We start from the raw sequence: 21,315 nt of genomic DNA on the forward strand, positions 1-21,315 counted from the left end.
AACATTTTTTGCTATAGCTACAAAGGTAGTTTTTTTAAATGAATTTTAAAAATCGATGTTTTTTTTGATTAAATCGCAAAAAAAAGTTCTTTTTTGGAGTTTTGTTGAACTTTCTATAATAAACCTCGTCGAATAAAATTATAAATTCTATCTAAACTAGATGTAATTACAAAACGTATTTTATTAGGATAAGCAGGTTGGTTAATTTCAAATCTTTCATTTGTATACACAGGAAAGTACAATTCAAAAATATTAGGAATAAAATTAAGGCGAATTCCATTTTCGTAAAAATACCTAGGACCTTGATTTTTACTTTTTAGCATAGCGAAGTCGTTATAAACTTCTACCCACCTCCATACACTTACACTAGTGTTTGCTGAAGCGATAAATTGATTGGCGAAAGAAGGTTGGTTGTAAAAGGACTTAAAACCACCATCTGAAATTACAAATTGCTGGCTGAATAATCCACTACTTTCTGACCTTCCAAATAAATTTTGTTCAAATAAATAATCGGAGCTTCTATTTAACCCAAAACTGAAGTAATTACCTTCAGAATTATTATACAAGAAAAAACCACCAAAGAAGCGTAAATTAAAACTTTGTTGTTCGTTAAAGAATTTTAGATAACGAATATCTGTAGATAACTTCGTGAAGTTATCGGCAATTTCTGTATTCACAGCATATTGAAGTCTTCTAATAACATTGGGTTTGCTGTATACATATCTGAAGTTGAGAATACTATAGCGATCGCTTTCAATTTCTTGTTGTGTAGGCTGTATTTCTCTATTCACATATACAACGCGAGATAATAAGAACTTTGTACCTACATCTCTTAAGGTATTTCTTCTAAACTGAAAACTAACAAAAGGAGAGAAGGTGTTATAAGATAACTCTGGCGCATAATGAAAATTACTTCCACTTACTCCATAACGAATCCTATAAATTTTGGAATCTTCGAAAAATTGGTTGTAGCTAAAAGAATAAAAGCCAGTTAAGTTTTTACTTCTAAAGGCATAATTGGGAGTAATACTAAATTCAAAATTATGTTTTATAACAGGTTTATTATTGAAGTTAACTCCAAGAATAACTCCGTCATATAAATTATATCGTATATCTGGAGTATAGAAGATTTGATTATAATATGGATCTTCTACGTCTTTTAAAAAACGAAATTGAATAGGTTTGCTAATAATAGCGTTGTTAATGTTTTTGAAATTGTTAAGCGAATTGTATTCAGGATAAATTTGCTCGTAATTCAAAGCTAGTTTATCAAAGCCATTGGCTTTGATTTTAACTGTTTTGACACTATCTACATCTGTAACCCAAATTTTGGATTTGATGTTTTTATCTTTTACAGCGTATATAGAAACTGGGGCAGTAATATTTCGCTTATTTTTTATAGTAATTGCTACAGAGTCCTCGTCTTTTAGGTACTTTACCTTTTTTATTTTATAATCTATTTTTTTACTGGTTGTTATATAATCATCAAAAAACCAGTCTACATTTTTAGCTGCCTTTTTTTTCAAAATATCTTTGAAAGAATCAGAAGTGGTAATTTTTAATCGATAATCTTTATAAAATTCCTGAAAAGATTTACGTAAAGTCTCATTACCAAGGAAGTCTTGTAAATAACGAAGTCCTAACCCTGCTTTGTACGGACTTATTACTTTTCGATTAAAATTAGATAAAGAATCGGCAGGTGTGTTTAATGCCTGGTCGTAGAATCTACGGGCACTAAATTGATATAAAAAAGAATACTTATCGTTTTGTTTAAGCTTAGCTAGATTGTATTTTTTGAATCCCCATAAGTTTGAAAATCTTCCGAAAACAGTAATGTTAGGATAATACTTGTTAATATATTCCATCATTAAGAAGGTTTGAATTCCTTCACTTAGCCAATAATCTTTTCGTTTGTTAAGCAATAGCACATCGTCTATATATTTACTTACAAGAGCTTTAAAAAATCGAATATCCCATTTAAAATTTTCAGGATAGGGTTTTAACCAATCTGGAATTCCATATAATTCTCTTAAGGAATTTTTATTTACAGTATTAGCATCTACCAATATTTCTGTGTGTGGATGTTTCCCTATAAAGTTTTCAATAAATTCTATTTGTCGATTTACAATTTTATTGGAAGAACTCATGTCAAGACGTTTGTCGAAAATATCAGTCTTAACTACGGTGTTTTTATTTTGAAAAGTTTTAAACTTTTTATGATTAGGGTTGATATTTAAAATAATATCTTTTTTCTGCTTTCCTATTAAGTAATAATTATTTATCGGTCCTTTGGTAGTTTTATATTGATATAAATTACTTTCTAAGGTATATTTTTTAGGAACATCTATTTCAACAGTAAAATCAGCTACATTTTCGAAAAGATCATCCATGTTTAAGTTACTCATTAACTGCCAATCGTTTGTATATACGGCAGGGGTTAAATACCAAAATCGGAGGTGATAACCATTATATGTTTTTCCATACCCTGTAAATCTCACATTAGGAATCTTAACAGTATACATAGCGTCGATTACTACAGAATCTTTAGGTTGTAAAGGAGAGTTTAAAGTAACTTTAAGAATATCTTGTTGTTGTGGTAATTCAGTAAATTTTAAAGGAATTTTATTACTTTTTATAGTGTGTATTTTAGAGTAGCCTCTGTTCTCCTCCTCTGTAAAGTAAAAGTCTTTTTTATAATCCTCTATTAATCTTTTTCCAAGAGGAGTTTCATTTCCTTTAAAGCTGTTTCCCCAGTTGTGAAAGAAGATATCAGATAATTCTTTAGAAGTATTGTTGTAAAACGTGATTTTTTCTCGAATTTGAAGCTGATGCTTTAAAGTATCTAAATGAACTTTTATATGAATCTTATTTTCTTGAGATACCCCTAAGAAAGGCAATAAAAAAATAATAATATGTAGAGGGATGTACTTTTTCAAAATAAAAAACTCGTTGCTTTTTAACAACGAGTTGAATATAGACTTTATTTTTTAATTTTTTTAGAAGTTTGGCTTTAATTGATACTTCGCATAGAATTTATTAAAGTGCTCTACAGCTTCTTCAGCAGTGTCAACTACTCTAAATAATTTTAAATCACCTTCGCTAATATTTCCTTCTTCTAATAAAGTATTTTGAATCCAATCTAGTAAACCACTCCAAAATTTCTTACCTACTAATACAATTGGGAATCGTCCAATTTTATGTGTTTGAATTAAAGTAATGGCTTCAAAAAGTTCATCCATTGTACCAAAACCACCAGGCATTACTACAAAACCTTGCGAGTATTTTACAAACATTACCTTACGTACAAAGAAGTAATCGAAGTCTAAACTTTTACCTGGATCAATCCAAGGATTATCGTGTTGTTCAAAAGGCAATTCAATATTTAAACCAACCGAAGTTCCTTTACCACGATTTGCTCCTTTATTACCAGCTTCCATAATTCCTGGACCACCACCAGTAATAACACCAAATCCATTTTGAGTTAATTGATAAGCAACTTCTTCTGCTAATTTATAGTATTTATGTTCTGGTTTTGTACGTGCAGAACCAAAAATAGAAACACAAGGACCTATTTTACTGAGTTTTTCATAACCATCTACAAATTCAGACATGATTTTGAAAATAGCCCAAGAATCATTCGTCTTTATTTCATTCCACGTCTTCTGTTGCAATTTCTCACGTATTTTTCTATCGTCGTTTGTCATTTTTTTAGCATTTAAACAGACTGGCTAATTTAGTGCTTTTTTCTATATAAAAAGGCTTAAAATGCTAGAAATTTCATGTTTAAAAAGAATTAGTGTTTTCTTTTCTTAGTTATAATTATAGAAAGACAGCCTAAAAAAGATTTGTTAATTTGATATTACTTGTTCTATATGAAGCGAACCAAAAATCAGAATGTTATCTTATAGAAAAACATAAATTTTTACTTTTGTGGTAGAATTATTGCAAATGGACGGAAAATTTTATCTTGAAGCACTAGTAAATGGAGATTCAAAAACCATTTCTAAGATTTATCAAAAAAACTTTTTAGGAGTTAAAAAATTTGTTCTTCAAAACAAAGGAAATATTGAAGATGCACAAGATGTTTTTCAAAAAGCATTATTACAAATTGCAGTACGGCATAAAAAAGAAGGGATTATAATTAAAAGTAGTTTTGATGCATATGTATTTACAGTTTGTAAAAATTTATGGAGACGTGAATTAAATAGTTACAAGAAACGGGTAACAAATTCAGAAGGAATTGAACAAATAAGTGAATATACTGCGAATGCATATGCACTGGTAGAGCAAAAAAGACACGAGCTGTTTTTAGAGAAGTTGAATGAAATATCTGATAATTGTAAAAAGATTCTGACCATGTTTTTTGCTAAAACTAGCTATGCTGAGATTGTTGAAACTACTGAGTATACTTCGGAAGCAGTAGTAAGACAACGTGTTTTTAAATGTAAAAAGAAATTAACAGATTTAGTAAAAGGAGATCAACGATATAATTCATTACGAGAATTATGAATTTAGAAGACAATATACTAATTGAGAAATTTTTAAGAAATGAATTTTCTGAGAGTGAAAGAGTAAAGTTTCTTGAAAGAATTGATACAGACACTGTATTCAAGAAGCAGTTTCTATTAGAACAACAATTATTTGAATCATTAGATGAAAATGATTGGAGCTTTATTGAAAACATAGATGAGAAGGAAGTAAAGGAGTATGAAGCTTTATTTAGAAGTGAAGAAATACAAGTGTTAAAAAAAACGATAGAAGAAGCTACGAGAGAAAATAGAAGAAATGAGAAAGGGAGAATAATTCGTATAATTTCGGGTGTAGCAGCTGCAGTAGTTTTACTATTATTTATTTTTAAACCGTTTTCTACTAACAACTCATTGCAGTTGTATGCTGAAAGTGAAATAATGAAAGGGTTACCATCTTTTCCTGAGAGAGGAAATAATGAGGCAAACAATGATTTAATTACAGGAGAGAAATTATTTAAAGAACAAAAATATAAGGAAGCGGTATCGCTTTTTGATGCATTTTTATTAGAAAATAAAGATATAAGTGGGGTGTATATTTATATTGCTGTCGCCAATATAGAACTTAAAGATTATGATAGAGCTCTTACTGTTTTAGATAGCTTAATTAATAGTGATTTAATAGATGGAGAAAAAGGGTATTGGTATAAGAGCTTGTTGTATATAAAATCAAAGCAGCTTAAAAAAGCAAAGAAAACATTACAGTTAATAATAGATAAAAAGTATTATAAATATAAAGAAGCAATAGTGTTATTGGATAAAATGAATTGATAATCTATGCTTAAAAACTAATGCTATTAAAACTGATAAAATAGAAACCTCCTGAGAGTAAGCAGGAGGTTTTTTTATTAAAGGTTGTTAACTACAAAACCATATTCCATCTGATCCTAAAGTACACTGTTCACGAAGCTTACAAGCAACAAAAGGTTGATCAGGATCACACATAAATGGTTGGTAACCAAATCCTCCATTGATTTCTTTTTGTACTGTTTTGCTCAATACTTTTCCTAGATTTAAAATTTGATTTTTCATATTCTATAATTAAAAAATTGATGAATCCTTGATCATTTTAAGACATTCAAGGTGTATGTCTATTTTTCGCGAAAAAAATTATTACTATTTAATAGACGAATAGAAAGCTATTTCAAGTTACTTTCCTATAAATTGTCTTAATAAAAAATATGTTTCAATATAAAATTACTTACTAGGTAGTTACAGGTTTAAATTTTTGTTACCCATTTTTTTCTAAAAAAAATAAAAATGATAAAGGAGAGGATTAATAGTAGAAGATATGAATGGAAGTTTAGAGGTTTAAAAACAGGAGTTGTATCGCCAATAAGAATGAAAGAAGCCCAGTAATATGGCGATGTTTCAGAGAGAGAATGTTCTTTTAAATAAGTTCTTTTAGCACTGTTTAATGCACTTATTTTAGATTCGTTGTTAGCAATGTTTTTGTAAAAATGACTCATTAAATAAGAGGTAGAGGCGTCGTTAACTTTCCATAATGAAGAAATTACTGAATTAGCACCTGAATAGAAAAAACCTCTGGCTAAATTTAAAATGCCTTCCCCTTGTTTTAATTCTCCTAAATTTGTTTCACATGCACTTAAAACAACTAAATCCGCATTGTTTTTGTATGTGTATAATTCATTTAGTTTTAGAGAATCGTTTTTAAAATAGATAATAGGAATATTAGACATATTAGCGTGTGTTGCTAAATGGATTATTTTAGAGTTTATAGAGGTGCTAAAGAAATTGCTTTTAGTAGCAGAATTATTGAAATAATTATCTCCATTTATATAATGATTAATTGATGAGAGTTCTTTTTTACTTTCTTTTAATTCTCGTAAACGATTGTTGAAACTTATAGGAGCATATCCTGAGAAATTAGTTTTTTGTTTTCTTTTTAGTTGTTTATTAAAGTTTAAAAAAGACATCGAATAAGCGTAACTAATGTTGTTTGATAATACCAAGTATTGTAAAGAGTTATTGGAAGAGTTAAGAGCTTCAAAAGGTAAGTTTTGTAAAATATTATCAGGGATTATAATTAAATTTTTACGAAGCATTAAATCTTTAATGTCTTTGTTAGGAAATAATAAACCATATAATTGGTAGGATACTTCCTCAAATTTTTCGAGTTGATTTTTTGTTTTAAGTGGTTTTGAGATAAGTTGTTTATAGGTTCGAATTAGCCCTAATTCTTTTTCAGATACATTAGAATTAAACGAATATGTCTGTTGTTTTGAAATTGCAATGCCTAATAGTTTCTTCTGATTGAAATTCTCTAATAAACTGTAAGAGAGAATAACAGTATTGCTGTCTAAATTTAATTTTAACTCATTTAAAGAAATAGGTTGAATATTGTTTCTTTTTTCAAAATATTTAGGATAAATATCCTTAATAGAGTCTTTAAAGTTCTGATATCTAAATTTTAGATTAAATAGTGAATCTTTAGAAGTTTTAAGGTTGTTTTCATTTTCAAAAATTAGCTTTTTATAACGTATGTCTTTTTCGTAGATGAGTTTGGGTAATGCTAGCTTTTCATTATTACTCGTAATACTTCTAGTTAGTAGAAAAGCTTTGTTAGCCTCCATAAACTGAAACATTTTAGAGTTATTGTTTATTAATTGACTAGCATAAATACCAAAGTTAAAGATAGTAGAAACTTCATTTAACCATAAAAAATTAGTCTTCCTTTCTGAATTGAAGTTTATAATAACTTTTGATACTTTATTGGTAAATTCTACATTCTCTATAGTTGCTTTTAAATATCGTTGATTTTTTGTTTTCTGGTAAAGAGAAAGGAGAATCTCACATTTTAACGTTAATGCAAATAGTAAAGATCTTTTGTCTTTTACTTTTATTATTTGACTTTCTGTTATTGAATTAAAATTAAGAATAGCTTCAGTTTTAAAGCATGATGCTATAGATTTATTAATATTTATTATAGCTTCATTGTTTTTTTTCTTCTGAAAAAAAAACTGAGAAAGATTTTTGTAAGTCTCGTATATATATGTTTTTCCATACGAAGCGTATTGTAAACTTTTATTTAGAAAGTATAAAGAGCTATCTTTTTCTTTATTGAGGTACAATTCTCCTAAGTTTAAGAAAGTGTAGCCAATAGTTAATGAGTCATTTTCTTTTAAAGCATTAACTAAATTCTTTTTATAATAGTATTGGGCTTTACTAAAATTATAATAATGCTTTAATGAGTATAGGTTAGCTAAATTATTGTATGCTGAAAATTTAAGAGTATTCTTAATTTTTTTAGGATTAGTATTGATGATACTATCTGCTTTTTTAAGATATCTTATTCCAAGTGAAGTAGCATACTTTGTATCCATTTTATTACAATTATTAGCTAATTTATTAATCATTACAATAACTGTAGAACTAGGAGCGACTTTTTCAATAATTGGAATTCCTTTTAAGTAAAAATCAATTGACTTATAGTAGTCTCCTTTTTTGAAAAAGCAATCACCTATTTGACAATAAGATTGTCCAATTTTTAAAGGGAATACATTTGTTTCTATAACTTTTCTGTAATAGTTTTCGGCTACTTTATAATCTTGTTTTTTATGGTAGAATCTACCTAAGTTATAAAGAGCATTCGCATACGTATTGTTATATGTTTTAAGTGAATCAAGAACTTTAATTTCTCGATTACCATATTTAATAGCTAAATCATATTTCTTTTTTTTTCTGTAGAAGAAAAATGAAAAGTTATGAGCTATCGTAGCTTGTATAGTATCGTTTGTCTTATATGAATTTAAGATACTATCAACTTTATGTTCAGTAAAATTTATGGTATCAGAATTAAATACTATTTCTTCGTACGAATATTGAGCTCTAATTTTTTTCGAAAAAAAAAGAACTAATAGAATGTATATAGTTTTTTTATTAACAATAGAAAGACTCATCTATATTAGAATCCAGAAGGATTACAATGAATTCCAAATGCTGCACTGGACATTCCGCAAGATTTAGCTTCGTCGTTAAGCTTGTTATTAATTCCATTAATTCCTCCGTCTACTCCTCCTTCGCCATCTTCGTCATCATCATCATTGCCAAATGTTGTGTGAGAAGGCGAAATAAATTCAATAATTTCTTTGTTAGGATTGAAACATAACTCAATTGATAAAACAGTTTTTATATTGAGTTTGCCGATTAAATGATTTCTCATTTTTTCTCTCTTTATCCAATTTAAACCGTTGGGATATGTAACAGTTATTATTCTAGTAGTATTACTCTTACGGGTTACATCTTTAGAGATGTTTTTTGTAAGTAGAGAAAAACTAGATAAGACAAAAAATAGGAATAAAACTAATGCTTTATATAATGAAGTGCTTTTTTTCATCGGTTAAAATTTTAGGTTATAATATTTCTATTAAGTTCTTAAAAGTTTAAAATGTAACCCAACACAAATATAAAATTTTATTATAGTACTAATACCTTTGTAATCAAACTGAAATTATGAGTAAACAATTTGGGTTTAGTTGATATAAAAAATCCAATGAATTAATACTCATTGGATTTTTGAAATATATAATGATAAGTAATTTTACATTTAACCAAGTTCCTTTTTCAAGAACTTAGCAGTATAACTTTTTTTATGAGTAGCTACTTTTTCTGGGGTACCAGTAACTAAGATTTTTCCACCACCTTTACCGCCTTCCATACCAACATCAATAATATAATCAGCAAGTTTTATAACGTCTAAATTATGTTCTATAATAAGAACGGTGTTTCCTTTGTCTACAAGTTTATTAAGTACTTCCATTAATACACGAATGTCTTCAAAGTGGAGTCCAGTAGTTGGCTCATCTAAAATATAAAAAGTATTACCTGTATCTCTTTTAGAGAGTTCAGAAGCTAATTTAATACGTTGCGCCTCTCCACCAGATAGAGTAGTAGATTGTTGCCCTAAGGTAATATAGCCTAAACCTACATCTTGTATGGTTTTTAGTTTTCTATAAATTTTAGGAATATGTTCGAAAAATTCAACAGCTTGATTAATAGTCATTTCTAAAACATCAGAAATAGATTTTCCTTTATATCGAATTTCTAGAGTTTCTCTATTAAAACGTTTTCCTTGACAGGTTTCACATTCTACATGTACGTCTGGTAAAAAGTTCATTTCAATAACACGTACACCACCACCTTGACAAGTTTCACAACGCCCACCTTTTACATTAAAGCTAAACCTTCCAGGTTTATAACCACGAATAGCAGCTTCAGGAGTTTTAGCAAACAAACTTCTAATTTCACTAAATACACCTGTATATGTTGCTGGATTTGATCGCGGAGTTCTACCAATTGGCGATTGATCGATGTCGATTACTTTATCTACATGTTCTAAACCTTCTATTTTTTTATAAGGCATCGGTTTTTTTACACCTCGATAAATATGTGCATTTAGAATAGGGTAAAGAGTTTCATTAATTAAGGTAGATTTACCACTACCAGAAACTCCAGTAACACAAATCATTTTTCCTAAAGGAAACTCAACGGTTACATTTTTTAAGTTGTTTCCACTAGCGCCAGATAATTTTATAGTGTTTCCATTACCTTCACGTCTCTTTTTAGGAACCTCAATAAGTTTTCTTCTAGCAATATAATCAGCAGTAAGAGTTGCATGTTCTTTTAAATCTTTAAAAGAACCTTTACTAACTATTTCACCGCCATGTCTACCAGCACCAGGACCAATATCTAACACATAGTCGGCGTGTTTAATCATGTCTTCATCGTGTTCTACAACCAAAACAGAATTTCCAACATCTCTTAGTTTTATTAGAGAGTCAATCAATTTCTGATTGTCTCTTTGATGCAAACCAATACTTGGTTCATCTAAAATATAAAGAACACCAACTAATTGCGAACCAATTTGGGTAGCCAATCGAATACGTTGTGCTTCTCCACCAGATAAGGACTTTGAAGTTCTATCTAAGGTTAAATAATCTAATCCAACATCTAATAAAAACTGAATTCTAGTTCTAATCTCTTTTAAAATTTCAGAAGCAATTTTTAATTGTTTTTCAGATAACTTTCCATCAATATTAGCAAACCAATTCGAAAGTTCAATAACGTCCATTTGAGCTAAATCGCTAATGTTTTTTTCAAGAACTTTAAAGTGAAGCGCTTCTTTTTTAAGACGTTTTCCTTCACAAACAGAACATTGAATTTCATCCATAAAACCTTTTGCCCAACGTTTTATAGAAGAACTATCTGTGTTCTTGTATTGATTTTGAATAAAAGAAACAATTCCTTCGAAATCAATTTCATAACTACGAGTTACTCCAGCAGCTTTTGATTGTATTTTAAAAGATTCTTTCCCTCCATGAAGAATTACTTCTAAAGCATCTTTAGGAATGGAGTTGATAGGATCTGTTAATTTAAATTTGTATCGTTCAGCTATAGTTTGAAGCTGTTTAAAAATCCAGCTACTTTTTTGTTCTCCTAACGGAACAATTCCACCATTTTTTATAGAAATAGTATCATCTGGAATTACTTTTTTAAGATTTACTTCATTGGTAATTCCCAATCCATTACAATGATCGCAGGCACCTTTAGGAGAATTGAATGAAAATGTATTAGGTTCTGGATTTGGATACGCAATTCCAGTGGTAGGACACATTAACTCTCTACTAAAATAGCGAGGTTTTTCATCGTCCACATCAATTACCATTAAAATATTATTTCCTGTATAAAGAGCAGTTTTTATTGTTTCTTCCAAACGCTTTTCTGCATCTTCATTTATTACCAACCGATCAATAACAACTTCAATATCATGTGTTTTATAACGATCGAGTTTCATGCCTTTTTCAATCTCACGAATTTCTCCATCTACACGAACGCGAACAAAACCTTGTTTAGAAATTTGTTCGAATAATTCTCTATAATGTCCTTTTCTCGATTTTATTAATGGAGCTAAAACAGCAATTCGTTTACCTTCAAAATCTTTTAAGATTAATTCTTTTATCTGATCGTCAGAATAACTGACCATTTTCTCACCAGTATTATAAGAGTAAGCATCGGCAGCTCTTGAAAATAATAAACGTAAGAAATCGTAAATTTCTGTAATAGTACCTACTGTAGAACGAGGACTCTTATTTGTCGTTTTTTGTTCTATAGAAATCACAGGAGAAAGTCCGTCAATTTTATCAACATCAGGTCTTTCTAAACCTCCTAAAAACTGTCGTGCATAAGCAGAAAAAGTTTCAATATAACGTCGTTGTCCTTCAGCATAAATCGTATCAAACGCTAGCGAAGACTTTCCACTACCACTTAATCCAGTAATAACAACTAATTTTTCTCTAGGGATTTTTACATCAATATTCTTTAAATTATGGGCTCTGGCTCCATAAACTTCAATGAATTCTTGTTCTTTCAAACTGTTAGTTTTTGACAATTAGCAAATTTAAAGAATACTGAGTGATTTTTTTATGCTTATTGATAACAAATAAATTAAAATGTATCTTGCATAAAATTTAGAAAAGAATGATAGATACAATACGACATTTTTTTGAACGAAACGGCTTTGATGTTTCTTCTAGATTAGCAGATAGAATGGGAATAAGAACAGTAAATATTCGTTTATTTTTTATTTACATTTCTTTTGTAACTGTAGGATTATCGTTTGGGTTGTATCTAACAATGGCTTTTTTACTTCGTTTAAAAGATAAGGTATATACCAAACGTAGCTCAGTTTTTGATTTATGATGAATGTAGTTTTAAGATCAAGATTATACAAAGCTATTTTTTTTACATCACTAATTCTGCTAATTGGGGTCTTAGGATATTTATTGCTGTTTGATTACTCTATTATTGATGCAGTCTATATGACAGTAATTACTGTAACGACTGTTGGTTTTGGCGAAGTGCACCCTTTTTCACCTGAAGAAAAAATATTTACAACACTTTTAATTATTTCAAGTTTATTTATTTTTGGATATGCTGTATCTTCTTTTTCAGAATATTTAATCAGCGGACAATTTTTTCAACAACTAAAAATCAAAAGAGTGCAAAAGCAAATAGAACAACTTAAAAATCATACAATTGTATGTGGTTTTGGTAGAAATGGAAAGCAAGCACTGGCAAAACTCTCTAGTTATAAGAGAAATGTTGTGGTTGTAGAGAAAGATAAAGAATTAATACAATTACTAGATACAGACAAAATATTGAACGTAGAAGGTGATGCTACTACAGATGAAGTGTTATTAAGAGCTGGAATTAAAAATGCAAAATTTCTTATTACAGCGTTACCATCAGATGCAGATAATTTATTTGTGGTATTAACAGCCAATCAATTGAATAAAGATTGTAAAATTATTAGTAGAGCATCACAAGAAAGTTCTTACAGCAAATTAAAAATTGCAGGTGCAGATAATGTAATAATGCCAGATAAACTAGGTGGGGCTCATATGGCGTCTTTAGTGGTAACTCCAGACGTAATTGAATTTGTAGATAGATTAACTATTGAAGGAGATACAACAGCTAATCTTGAAGAAATTGCTATTAATGACTTGCCAAAAGAATATATTAATAAAACAATTTTAGATTTAGATCTGAGAAAAAAAACTGGATGTACAGTTATTGGATATAAGAAAACAAATCAAGAATATATTATAAACCCTGAAGCAGATTTAAAACTCAAAGCTGGAGGAAACTTAATTGTATTAGGTAGACCAGAACAGATCAATAAACTGAGAGAATTATTTTAATGAAGAAAATTGTAATTACTGGAAGTAATGGATTGCTAGGACAAACATTAGTAAATTTATTAGTTAAAGAAAAAGAAAATTATGAAGTAATAGGTTTTTCAAGAGGAGAGAATAGAAGTGGACGAAATGATTTTGAGTACGTTTCTATTGATATTACAAATCGAGAAGATTTATTTGAAAAATTAGCAATATACAAACCAGATGTTATTGTAAATACGGCTGCAATGACACAAGTAGATATGTGTGAGGATGCGCAAAAAGAATGCGATGCTATAAATGTAACTTTAGTTGACGATTTAATAATAGCTTCTAAAGAATTTAATACACATATTATACAATTATCTACAGATTTTATCTTTGATGGAAAGAAAGGATATTATAAAGAAGATGATATTGCTAACCCATTAAGTTACTATGGGCAATCTAAACTAAAAGCAGAAGAATTACTGACAACCTCTTATAATAATTACACTATTTTAAGAACCATTTTAGTATATGGACAAGTGTATGACATGAGTAGAAGCAATATTGTGTTATGGGTGAAAGAATCATTAGAAAATCAAAAAGAAATTACCATAGTTAATGATCAATATAGAATGCCAACTTATGTTGAAAGTTTAGCTGAAGCATGTAAATTGGCTATTGATAATCATGTGTTAGGGGTTTTTAATATTTCCTCTAATGAGTTGTTAAGTGTCTATGAAATAGCGCAACAAATAGCCGAAGTTTTTAAGTTAGATAAAACATTAATTAAACCAATTTCTTCAGAAACATTAAACCAAAGAGCCAAGAGACCAGCTAAGACTGGATTTAATTTAGAAAAGACAAAAAAAGAGCTTGGTTTTATGCCTAATTCCTTTAAAAAAGATTTGCAAATTTTCAAACAAAAACTAACCTAAAATTCAGTTTTAACTACAAAAACTTGTTAAAAGATTAGTTTTTTATGATATTGCGAGCTACTAATTCAACAGAACTATTATTTACACATTATGAATAAAAAACTTTTTACGTTGTTATGTTCTATAGCACCGATGCTAACCTTTGCTCAAGAAAAAGGTTTAGATCAACAAATTGATGAAGCATTTGGAAGTGCTACAGGTTGGTTTGTTAATTTTATATTTTATCAAATAGATTTCGGAGGAGGAGTTAAAGTTTTTTGGGTATTATTCCCGTTAATAATTGGAGCTTTATATTTCACAATTTACTTTAAGTTTATAAACATAAGAGGCTTCTTTACATCTATAAATATTGTAAGAGGAAAATACGACGATATAGATCATCACGAATCTATGCATGGAGCAGGGGATTTGACAGATGGCGATCATATAGAAACAATTGCTATTGAAGATCATGAAGGAGAGGTTACTCACTTCCAGGCATTAACCGCTGCACTTTCAGCAACAGTTGGTTTAGGAAATATTGCTGGGGTTGCCATTGCAGTTTCTATTGGTGGTCCAGGAGCTACTTTTTGGATGATTGTAGCTGGATTTTTAGGAATGGCATCTAAATTCGTAGAATGTACGTTAGGTGTTAAATATAGAGATATAGAAGAAGATGGTACTGTTTATGGTGGACCAATGTATTATCTTACAAAAGGATTAAAGACAAAAGGATTAGAAGGGTTTGGAAAAGTATTAGCAGCTCTTTTTGCAATTTTCGTAATTGGTGGTTCTTTTGGTGGAGGAAACATGTTCCAAGTAAACCAAGCATTTCAAATAGTACAAAGTATTACAGGAGGAACAGAATCTTTCCTATATGGTAAAGGATGGTTGTTTGGTTTAATCATGGCTGTTTTTGTAGGTATTGTAATTATTGGAGGAATTAAGAAGATTGCTAAAGTAACAGATAAGATTGTACCTTTTATGGTAGCAATTTATGTTGCAGCTTCTTTATTTGTAATTTTTGCTAACTATAATATGATTGGAGATGCATTCGCTCAAATTTTTAATGGAGCGTTTAGTCCAGAAGGAATAGCAGGTGGTGCTATTGGTGTATTAGTGCAAGGATTTAGAAGGGCAGCTTTCTCAAACGAAGCAGGAATTGGTTCTTCTTCTATAGCGCATTCTGCTGTAAAAACAAAATATGCAGCATCTGAAGGTATGGTAGCTTTATTAGAGCCATTTGTAGATACAGTAGTAGTATGTACAATGACTGCTTTAGTATTAATTATTACAGGTTCTTTAACAGGAGCTGGACCTTCTAGTGATGCAGAAGCAATCTTATTAACTTCAAGTGCTTTTGGTAGTGTTATTTCTTGGTTTCCATATGTATTAACAATCGCAGTAGTATTGTTCGCATTTAGTACTATGATTTCTTGGTCTTATTATGGATTCCAAGGATGGGCTTACTTATTTGGAAGAAGTAAAAAAATGGAATATACGTATAAAGTAATTTTCTGTATTTTCGTTATTATTGGTGCAGCTGCAAGTTTAGGTTCAGTAATAGGATTCTCAGATGCAATGATTTTTGCAATGATGGTACCTAATATGATTGGTATTGTAATACTAGCACCTAAAGTTAAAGCTGAATTAGAAAAATATATGAGTGCTATTAAAGCAAAAAAGTAATGTAATAATATTACACAATGAAAAATATTAAATCCCATTTCTGGTACACTAAAAGTCAAAGAAATGGGATTTTGCTTTTAATAATGTTAATCATTATTATTCAAATCTTATATTATTATATTGATTTTTCTCCTACTGAGATTGAGGATAAAAAGATTTCTGAAACAATTAAAGCTTATGAAAAAGAAATAGATAGTTTACGTGCTATTGAAATAGAAAATAGAAAACCTAAGATTTATCCTTTTAACCCAAATTTCATATCAGACTATAAAGGGTATCAATTAGGAATGTCAATTGAAGAAATTGATAGATTACATACTTTTAGAAAAAAGAATAAGTACGTAAATTCTCCAAAAGAGTTTCAACAAGTAACTCAAGTTTCCGATAGCTTATTAAATAAAATAGCTCCTTACTTTAAGTTCCCAGATTGGGTAAAAAAATCAAAAGTAAAAAAAGCCTATACATCAAAAACAAAAGAACGGCCAGAAATAAGTATTACTACTACAGATTTAAATAAAGCAACACTAGAAGATTTTAAAACGATTCATGGGGTTGGGGAAAAATTAGCAGGTCGAATTATTAAGTATCGTTCTAAATTAAAAGGATTTTCATACGAAGATCAGTTATTTGAAGTTTGGGGATTAAATAAAGATGTAGCAACGAAAGTTTCAGAAGTATTTAAAATTACTACTAAGCCTACTATAGTTAAAATCAATGTAAACACGGCAAACTTTAAGGAAGTTTTAAGGTTACCATACATAGATTACGATTTATGTAAAAGGATTTTTGAGTATAGAGATGAAGTGGCAGAACTTCAAAATATATCAGAATTAAGAAATATTAAAGATTTTCCTCAAAATAAATACGATAGAATAGTCTTATATTTGAAGGCAGAATAAACAAACAAACAATCAATTAAATTTATAAACAGTATGTATTTTACTGAAGAACACGAATCATTTCGTAAAAGTTTTAGAGACTTTTTACAAAAAGAAGTAGTTCCTCACATAGATAAGTGGGAAGAGACTGGTACTATAGATCGCTTTATATGGGAGAAATTTGGAGAGATGGGATACTTTGGGTTGAATCAACCTGAAGAATATGGAGGATTAGATTTAGATTTATTTTATACTGTAATTTTCTTAGAAGAATTACAACGAATCAATTCAGGAGGATTTGCTGCGGCAATGTGGGCGCATGCATATCTTGCAATGACACACCTTAAAAAAGAAGGAGACGATCGTATAAAAAGAAAATACCTAACACCAAGTATAGATGGAAAAATGATTGGTTGTTTATGTATTACGGAACCATTTGGAGGTAGCGATGTTGCTGGAATGAGAACAACAGCTGTAAAAGATGGAGACAATTATATTATCAACGGCTCAAAAACATTTATTACGAATGGTGTATACTCAGATTATTTAATAGTAGCAGCTAAAACAAATCCGGAAGATAAGCACAAAGGGATGAGTATTTTTGTGATAGACAGAGATACAAAAGGTGTTTCAGCTACAAAATTAGATAAACTTGGATGGAGAGCTTCTGATACTGGAGAAATAGCTTTTGATAATGTAGTCATTCCAAAGGAAAACCTTATGGGAGAAGAAGGAAAAGGTTTTCCATATATAATGCAACATTTTGCATTAGAAAGATTAATAATGGGAGTAAATGCTCATGCTCGTGCAGAATATGCTGTTGAATATGCTTTAGAGTATATGAATGAAAGAGAGGCATTCGGAAAGAAAATTAATAAATTCCAAGCATTAAGACATACAATTGCTGAAATGGCTTCTAAAGTAGATATGTGCAAAGAATACAATTATTCTATTACTAAAAGATTGAACAATGGTCAATATGTAGTAAAAGAGGCTAGTATGAGTAAGTTGTTATCTACTAAAATGGCAGATGAGGTTATCTATGATGCACTTCAATTATTAGGAGGGTACGGATACATGGAAGAATATCCTTTAGCAAGAATGTTTAGAGATAGTCGTTTAGGGCCAATTGGGGGAGGAACCTCTGAAATCTTAAAAGAGATTATTGCAAAAATGATAATTGATAAAAAAGAGTATAAGCCAGCTACATAATTAATCACTAGTGATTAATTTTTGTGTTAAACAAAAATTAAAAGAACAGTGTTCTAATTTATAAATGAAGAGAGTAACTATGTTTACTCTCTTTTTTGTTAAATAAACCCTTTTTGGTTTGTTTAATCAATATTTCTTTAACGTTTTTTAGGTTTAGTATATAATTTATTAACACGAAATCGTTTTCGTTTCGAGAACGATTTCGCGGTTTAATAATGTATGTATAACTTCACTGAAATGATAAACCAAATACAAATGAAAACCTTTCAAAGATTATTAATTATCATCCTGTTTATTCATTACTCGTGTGCTAATGAAGATGTATTAGAAAATAATTCACAACAGGAAAGTCTTAAAACAAAAACAGAACTTAACGTAGCTTCAAGACAAGGATTAAAACCTATCGGGACAGGAGTTATGATGCAAGCATTCTATTGGGATGTGCCAGCAGGAGGTACTTGGTGGGAAACAGTAGAAGGTAAAGTGGCTCAATGGAGTAATGCTGGAATAGATGCAATCTGGTTGCCGCCAGTATCAAAAGCACAAAATGGAGCTTTGTCAATGGGGTATGATCCTTTCGATTATTATGATTTTGGACAGTATAACCAAATGGGAAGTTTAGAAACGCGTTTTGGGTCTAAAGCAGAATTAGAAAGTTTAATAAGCTCAGCTCATAATGCACAATTAAGTGTGATTGCAGATATTGTAATTAATCATAATAGTGGAGGAGATATTGAGCCTAATCCATATACAGGAATTCCTTATTATACAGATTTTAATCCATTGTCAGGAAAGTTTTTTAGAAGTAGTAGCGATTTCCATCCGAATAATGTCCGTAATAGCGATTCTGGAGTTTTTGGAGGGTTCCCAGATTTAAGCCATAGTCAGCCATATGTGCAAGATTGGTTGTGGAAAAGATCAAATAGTGTAGCAAAATACTATAAAAACGTAATGGGATTCGATGGTTGGAGATTTGATTATGTGAAAGGTTTTGAACCTTGGGTAGTTAAAGAATGGAATAAAGAAGTAGGTGGTTTTTCAGTAGGGGAATACTGGGATGGTAATGTAAATACACTAGATTGGTGGGCAACTCAAGCTCAATCAACAGCATTTGATTTTGCTTGTTACTATCGAATGCGTGATGCTTTTGATGGAAATAACTTAAATAGATTAAATGATGATATGTTATGGAAAAGAGGAGGAACTAAAGCTGTAACTTTTGTGACAAATCACGATACAGATGAAATTTACGGAGGGAAAATGTTAGCCTATGCATATATACTTACTCATGAAGGATATCCAACTATATTCTATAGAGATTATGAAGAGTGGTTAAGTAAAGAAAGATTAAATAACTTAATATGGATTCATAACAATTTAGCTGGAGGAAGTACTTCTATTTTACATGTAGATAATGATGAGTACGTAGCAAGGAGAAATGGTTATAATAATAATGGATTAGTTGTGTATATCAATAATTCAAATTCATGGCAAGAGCGTTGGGTAGAAACGAACTGGTCGAGTACTAGAATTAAAGATTTTACAGGACATTCAAATTGGGAGCCAGTTACCCAAGCAGGAAAATGGGTGAAGATTCAAGCACCACCAAAAAGTTATACAGTTTGGTCTCCAAAATAATAATTTTAGATTGGTTGGAAATTAGAAATTAATATGTATCTTTGCAGCCCGTAAAAAATGTAAACACATTGTTTAAAGTAAGTTAATAATACTTTAAATATTAAAAATATAAAGATACATATGAAAGGAGGTGCAAAAACATGTTAATTATTCCAGTAAAAGAAGGTGAGAATATCGATAGAGCTTTAAAACGTTACAAGCGTAAATTCGATCGTACGAAGACAATGAGAATGTTAAGAGCGCGTAAGCAATTTACAAAACCATCTGTGGCGAAAAGAGCTCAAAAAATTAAAGCATCTTACATCCAAAGATTAAGAACACAAGAAGAAGTAGGATAGTCTACACTTCTTAATCAAATAAAGTAAAACCTGTACAGCTAGTACAGGTTTTCTTTTTTACTATATTTATCATATGTATATAGATTCCTTCTCAGAGTATTTGTTGTTAGAAAAGAAGTATTCCCAGCATACAGTTCGAGCTTATAAAACAGATTTAATAGCTTTTAAAGATTTTTGTATTGTGCATTTTGAAGATGATAATATAAAAGATGTGCATTATAATCAAATTCGTAGCTGGATTGTTGAATTAGTAAACGAAGGAGTTAATAATAGATCGATTAATAGGAAAATTAGTAGTTTAAAAACCTTTTATAAGTATTTACAGGAAATAGAGGAAATAACAACTAATCCATTAGCAAAACATAAATCGCTGAAAGTAAAAAAAGAATTACAAATACCATTTAGTTTTGCTGAAGTCGAAAAAGTATTGGCTACAATCCAAGGAGATGATTTCGAATCTGTGAGAGATAAATTGATAGTAGATATGTTGTTTGCTACAGGAATTAGAAGAATAGAGCTAATAAATTTAAAAGAGGCAGATTTAGATTATGCATTTAAAAGAATAAAAGTATTAGGGAAAAGGAATAAAGAACGTATGGTTCCTTTATTAGAGGAAGTTATTCAGAGCATTGAAAAATACCTTAAATTGAAAAAAGAAATTGGGGTAGAAAATGAATTTCTTTTCGTGACTTCAAAGGGAAATAAAATTTATGAAACACTTGTTTATCGGGTAATAAATTCTTACTTTAGTATGATATCAGCCAAAGTAAAATGTAGCCCGCACATCCTTAGGCATACATTCGCAACCCAATTGCTAAATAAAGGTGCTGATTTAAATTCGGTTAAAGAATTACTAGGACATTCAAGTTTAGCCTCAACCCAAGTTTATACTCACAATAGCTTGGAACAATTAAAACAAGTGTTTAACAAAGCTCATCCTAGGAGCGAACAAAACGATTGAAAATTATGAAGGTATTCACACAATCCGTAAATTTTAAAGTAGATGGAGATTTAGTTAAGTTTATCGAGAAGAAGGTTGGAAGTTTAGAAAAATTTCATGATAAAATTGTAGACGCAGAAGTCTTTTTAAAGGTGCAAAAAACAAGCGATAAAGAAAATAAAGTAACGGAAATAAAAATTAATATACCAGGTAATGAGCTGATTGTGAAGAAGACAACTAAGACATTCGAAGAAGGAGTAAGTATAGGTGTGGAGTCGTTAAAAAGACAGTTAAAGAAATCAAAAGAAAAACAGAGAGGAACATTAGTTTCATAAAAGAATAAAAAAAAACTAAAAAAATTTTACAAATTCGAAATTAGTTTTTACATTTGCAGTCCGTTAGAAATAACGGATTGTTTTTTTAAACAAAAAGCCGATATAGCTCAGCTGGCTAGAGCAGCTGATTTGTAATCAGCAGGTCGTGGGTTCGAGTCCCT

The 21,315-nt window shown here is 29.8% G+C and carries 18 protein-coding genes; 12 read left to right on the forward strand and 6 right to left on the reverse strand.

Features of this window, described 5'->3' with window-relative positions:
* Positions 1–113 precede the first annotated feature (113 nt).
* Together ACKTTC_RS07465 and ACKTTC_RS07470 are read right to left on the reverse strand one after the other, a co-directional pair.
* Positions 114–2,936: a M1 family aminopeptidase gene (locus tag ACKTTC_RS07465; RefSeq protein ID WP_408039183.1), complete on the reverse strand. Its 2,823-nt coding sequence runs from the start codon at positions 2,934–2,936 to the stop codon at positions 114–116.
* A gap of 60 nt (positions 2,937–2,996) precedes the next feature.
* Entirely contained in the window at positions 2,997–3,704 is a 708-nt protein-coding gene (locus ACKTTC_RS07470) for an LOG family protein (RefSeq protein WP_408039184.1), read from the reverse strand.
* A gap of 244 nt (positions 3,705–3,948) precedes the next feature.
* Between ACKTTC_RS07470 and ACKTTC_RS07475 the strand changes: the two genes are divergently transcribed.
* On the forward strand, positions 3,949–4,509 hold the full coding sequence (locus tag ACKTTC_RS07475) for an RNA polymerase sigma factor (protein ID WP_408039185.1): 561 nt from the start codon (positions 3,949–3,951) through the stop codon (positions 4,507–4,509).
* The gene (locus tag ACKTTC_RS07480) at positions 4,506–5,297 is read left to right on the forward strand and encodes a tetratricopeptide repeat protein (protein WP_408039186.1); all 792 of its coding nucleotides are present in this window, start codon (positions 4,506–4,508) and stop codon (positions 5,295–5,297) included. Before ACKTTC_RS07475 ends, ACKTTC_RS07480 begins: the two co-directional genes overlap by 4 nt.
* Before the next feature lie 87 nt (positions 5,298–5,384).
* Here the strand turns inward: ACKTTC_RS07480 and ACKTTC_RS07485 are convergent, their stop codons facing one another.
* From ACKTTC_RS07485 to uvrA, 4 genes are all read right to left on the reverse strand, one after another.
* Positions 5,385–5,525, reverse strand: coding sequence for a hypothetical protein (locus ACKTTC_RS07485; protein WP_408039187.1), 141 nt, complete (start codon positions 5,523–5,525; stop codon positions 5,385–5,387).
* A gap of 221 nt (positions 5,526–5,746) precedes the next feature.
* Positions 5,747–8,446: a CHAT domain-containing protein gene (locus ACKTTC_RS07490; RefSeq protein WP_408039188.1), complete on the reverse strand. Its 2,700-nt coding sequence runs from the start codon at positions 8,444–8,446 to the stop codon at positions 5,747–5,749.
* Positions 8,447–8,451: 5 nt separating this feature from the next.
* Positions 8,452–8,883, reverse strand: a complete 432-nt coding sequence (locus tag ACKTTC_RS07495) for a hypothetical protein (protein ID WP_408039189.1) — start codon at positions 8,881–8,883, stop codon at positions 8,452–8,454.
* A gap of 210 nt (positions 8,884–9,093) precedes the next feature.
* Positions 9,094–11,916 (reverse strand): excinuclease ABC subunit UvrA, encoded by a 2,823-nt coding sequence (gene uvrA, locus ACKTTC_RS07500; RefSeq protein ID WP_408039190.1) that lies wholly within the window; start codon positions 11,914–11,916, stop codon positions 9,094–9,096.
* 107 nt (positions 11,917–12,023) lie between these two features.
* On the opposite strand from uvrA, the gene ACKTTC_RS07505 reads away from it, so the two are divergent.
* The 10 genes from ACKTTC_RS07505 (at position 12,024) to hpf (ending at position 21,154) form a co-directional block, all read left to right on the forward strand.
* Entirely contained in the window at positions 12,024–12,245 is a 222-nt protein-coding gene (locus tag ACKTTC_RS07505) for a PspC domain-containing protein (protein WP_408039191.1), read from the forward strand.
* Complete coding sequence (locus tag ACKTTC_RS07510; protein WP_408039192.1) at positions 12,242–13,246, forward strand: potassium channel family protein; 1,005 nt, start codon at positions 12,242–12,244, stop codon at positions 13,244–13,246. The genes ACKTTC_RS07505 and ACKTTC_RS07510 overlap by 4 nt, the downstream gene beginning before the upstream one ends.
* Positions 13,246–14,145, forward strand: coding sequence for an SDR family oxidoreductase (locus ACKTTC_RS07515; protein WP_408039193.1), 900 nt, complete (start codon positions 13,246–13,248; stop codon positions 14,143–14,145). The genes ACKTTC_RS07510 and ACKTTC_RS07515 overlap by 1 nt, the downstream gene beginning before the upstream one ends.
* A 90-nt stretch (positions 14,146–14,235) precedes the next feature.
* Positions 14,236–15,813: an alanine/glycine:cation symporter family protein gene (locus ACKTTC_RS07520; RefSeq protein WP_408039194.1), complete on the forward strand. Its 1,578-nt coding sequence runs from the start codon at positions 14,236–14,238 to the stop codon at positions 15,811–15,813.
* Between the two features lie 17 nt (positions 15,814–15,830).
* Positions 15,831–16,712, forward strand: coding sequence for a ComEA family DNA-binding protein (locus ACKTTC_RS07525; protein ID WP_408039195.1), 882 nt, complete (start codon positions 15,831–15,833; stop codon positions 16,710–16,712).
* 33 nt (positions 16,713–16,745) lie between these two features.
* On the forward strand, positions 16,746–17,903 hold the full coding sequence (locus ACKTTC_RS07530; RefSeq protein ID WP_408039196.1) for an acyl-CoA dehydrogenase family protein: 1,158 nt from the start codon (positions 16,746–16,748) through the stop codon (positions 17,901–17,903).
* Between the two features lie 255 nt (positions 17,904–18,158).
* Positions 18,159–19,541 (forward strand): alpha-amylase, encoded by a 1,383-nt coding sequence (locus ACKTTC_RS07535; protein WP_408039197.1) that lies wholly within the window; start codon positions 18,159–18,161, stop codon positions 19,539–19,541.
* A 140-nt stretch (positions 19,542–19,681) separates the two neighbouring features.
* Complete coding sequence (gene rpsU, locus ACKTTC_RS07540; protein ID WP_348713124.1) at positions 19,682–19,879, forward strand: 30S ribosomal protein S21; 198 nt, start codon at positions 19,682–19,684, stop codon at positions 19,877–19,879.
* Positions 19,880–19,952: 73 nt separating this feature from the next.
* Positions 19,953–20,840: a tyrosine-type recombinase/integrase gene (locus ACKTTC_RS07545; RefSeq protein WP_408039198.1), complete on the forward strand. Its 888-nt coding sequence runs from the start codon at positions 19,953–19,955 to the stop codon at positions 20,838–20,840.
* 5 nt (positions 20,841–20,845) lie between these two features.
* A complete protein-coding gene (hpf, locus tag ACKTTC_RS07550; protein ID WP_408039199.1) occupies positions 20,846–21,154 on the forward strand; it encodes a ribosome hibernation-promoting factor, HPF/YfiA family in 309 nt (102 codons plus the stop codon).
* Positions 21,155–21,315: the final 161 nt, after the last annotated feature.

The organism is Tenacibaculum amylolyticum, from assembly GCF_964511145.1.
GTDB classification, from domain to species: domain Bacteria; phylum Bacteroidota; class Bacteroidia; order Flavobacteriales; family Flavobacteriaceae; genus Polaribacter; species Polaribacter amylolyticum.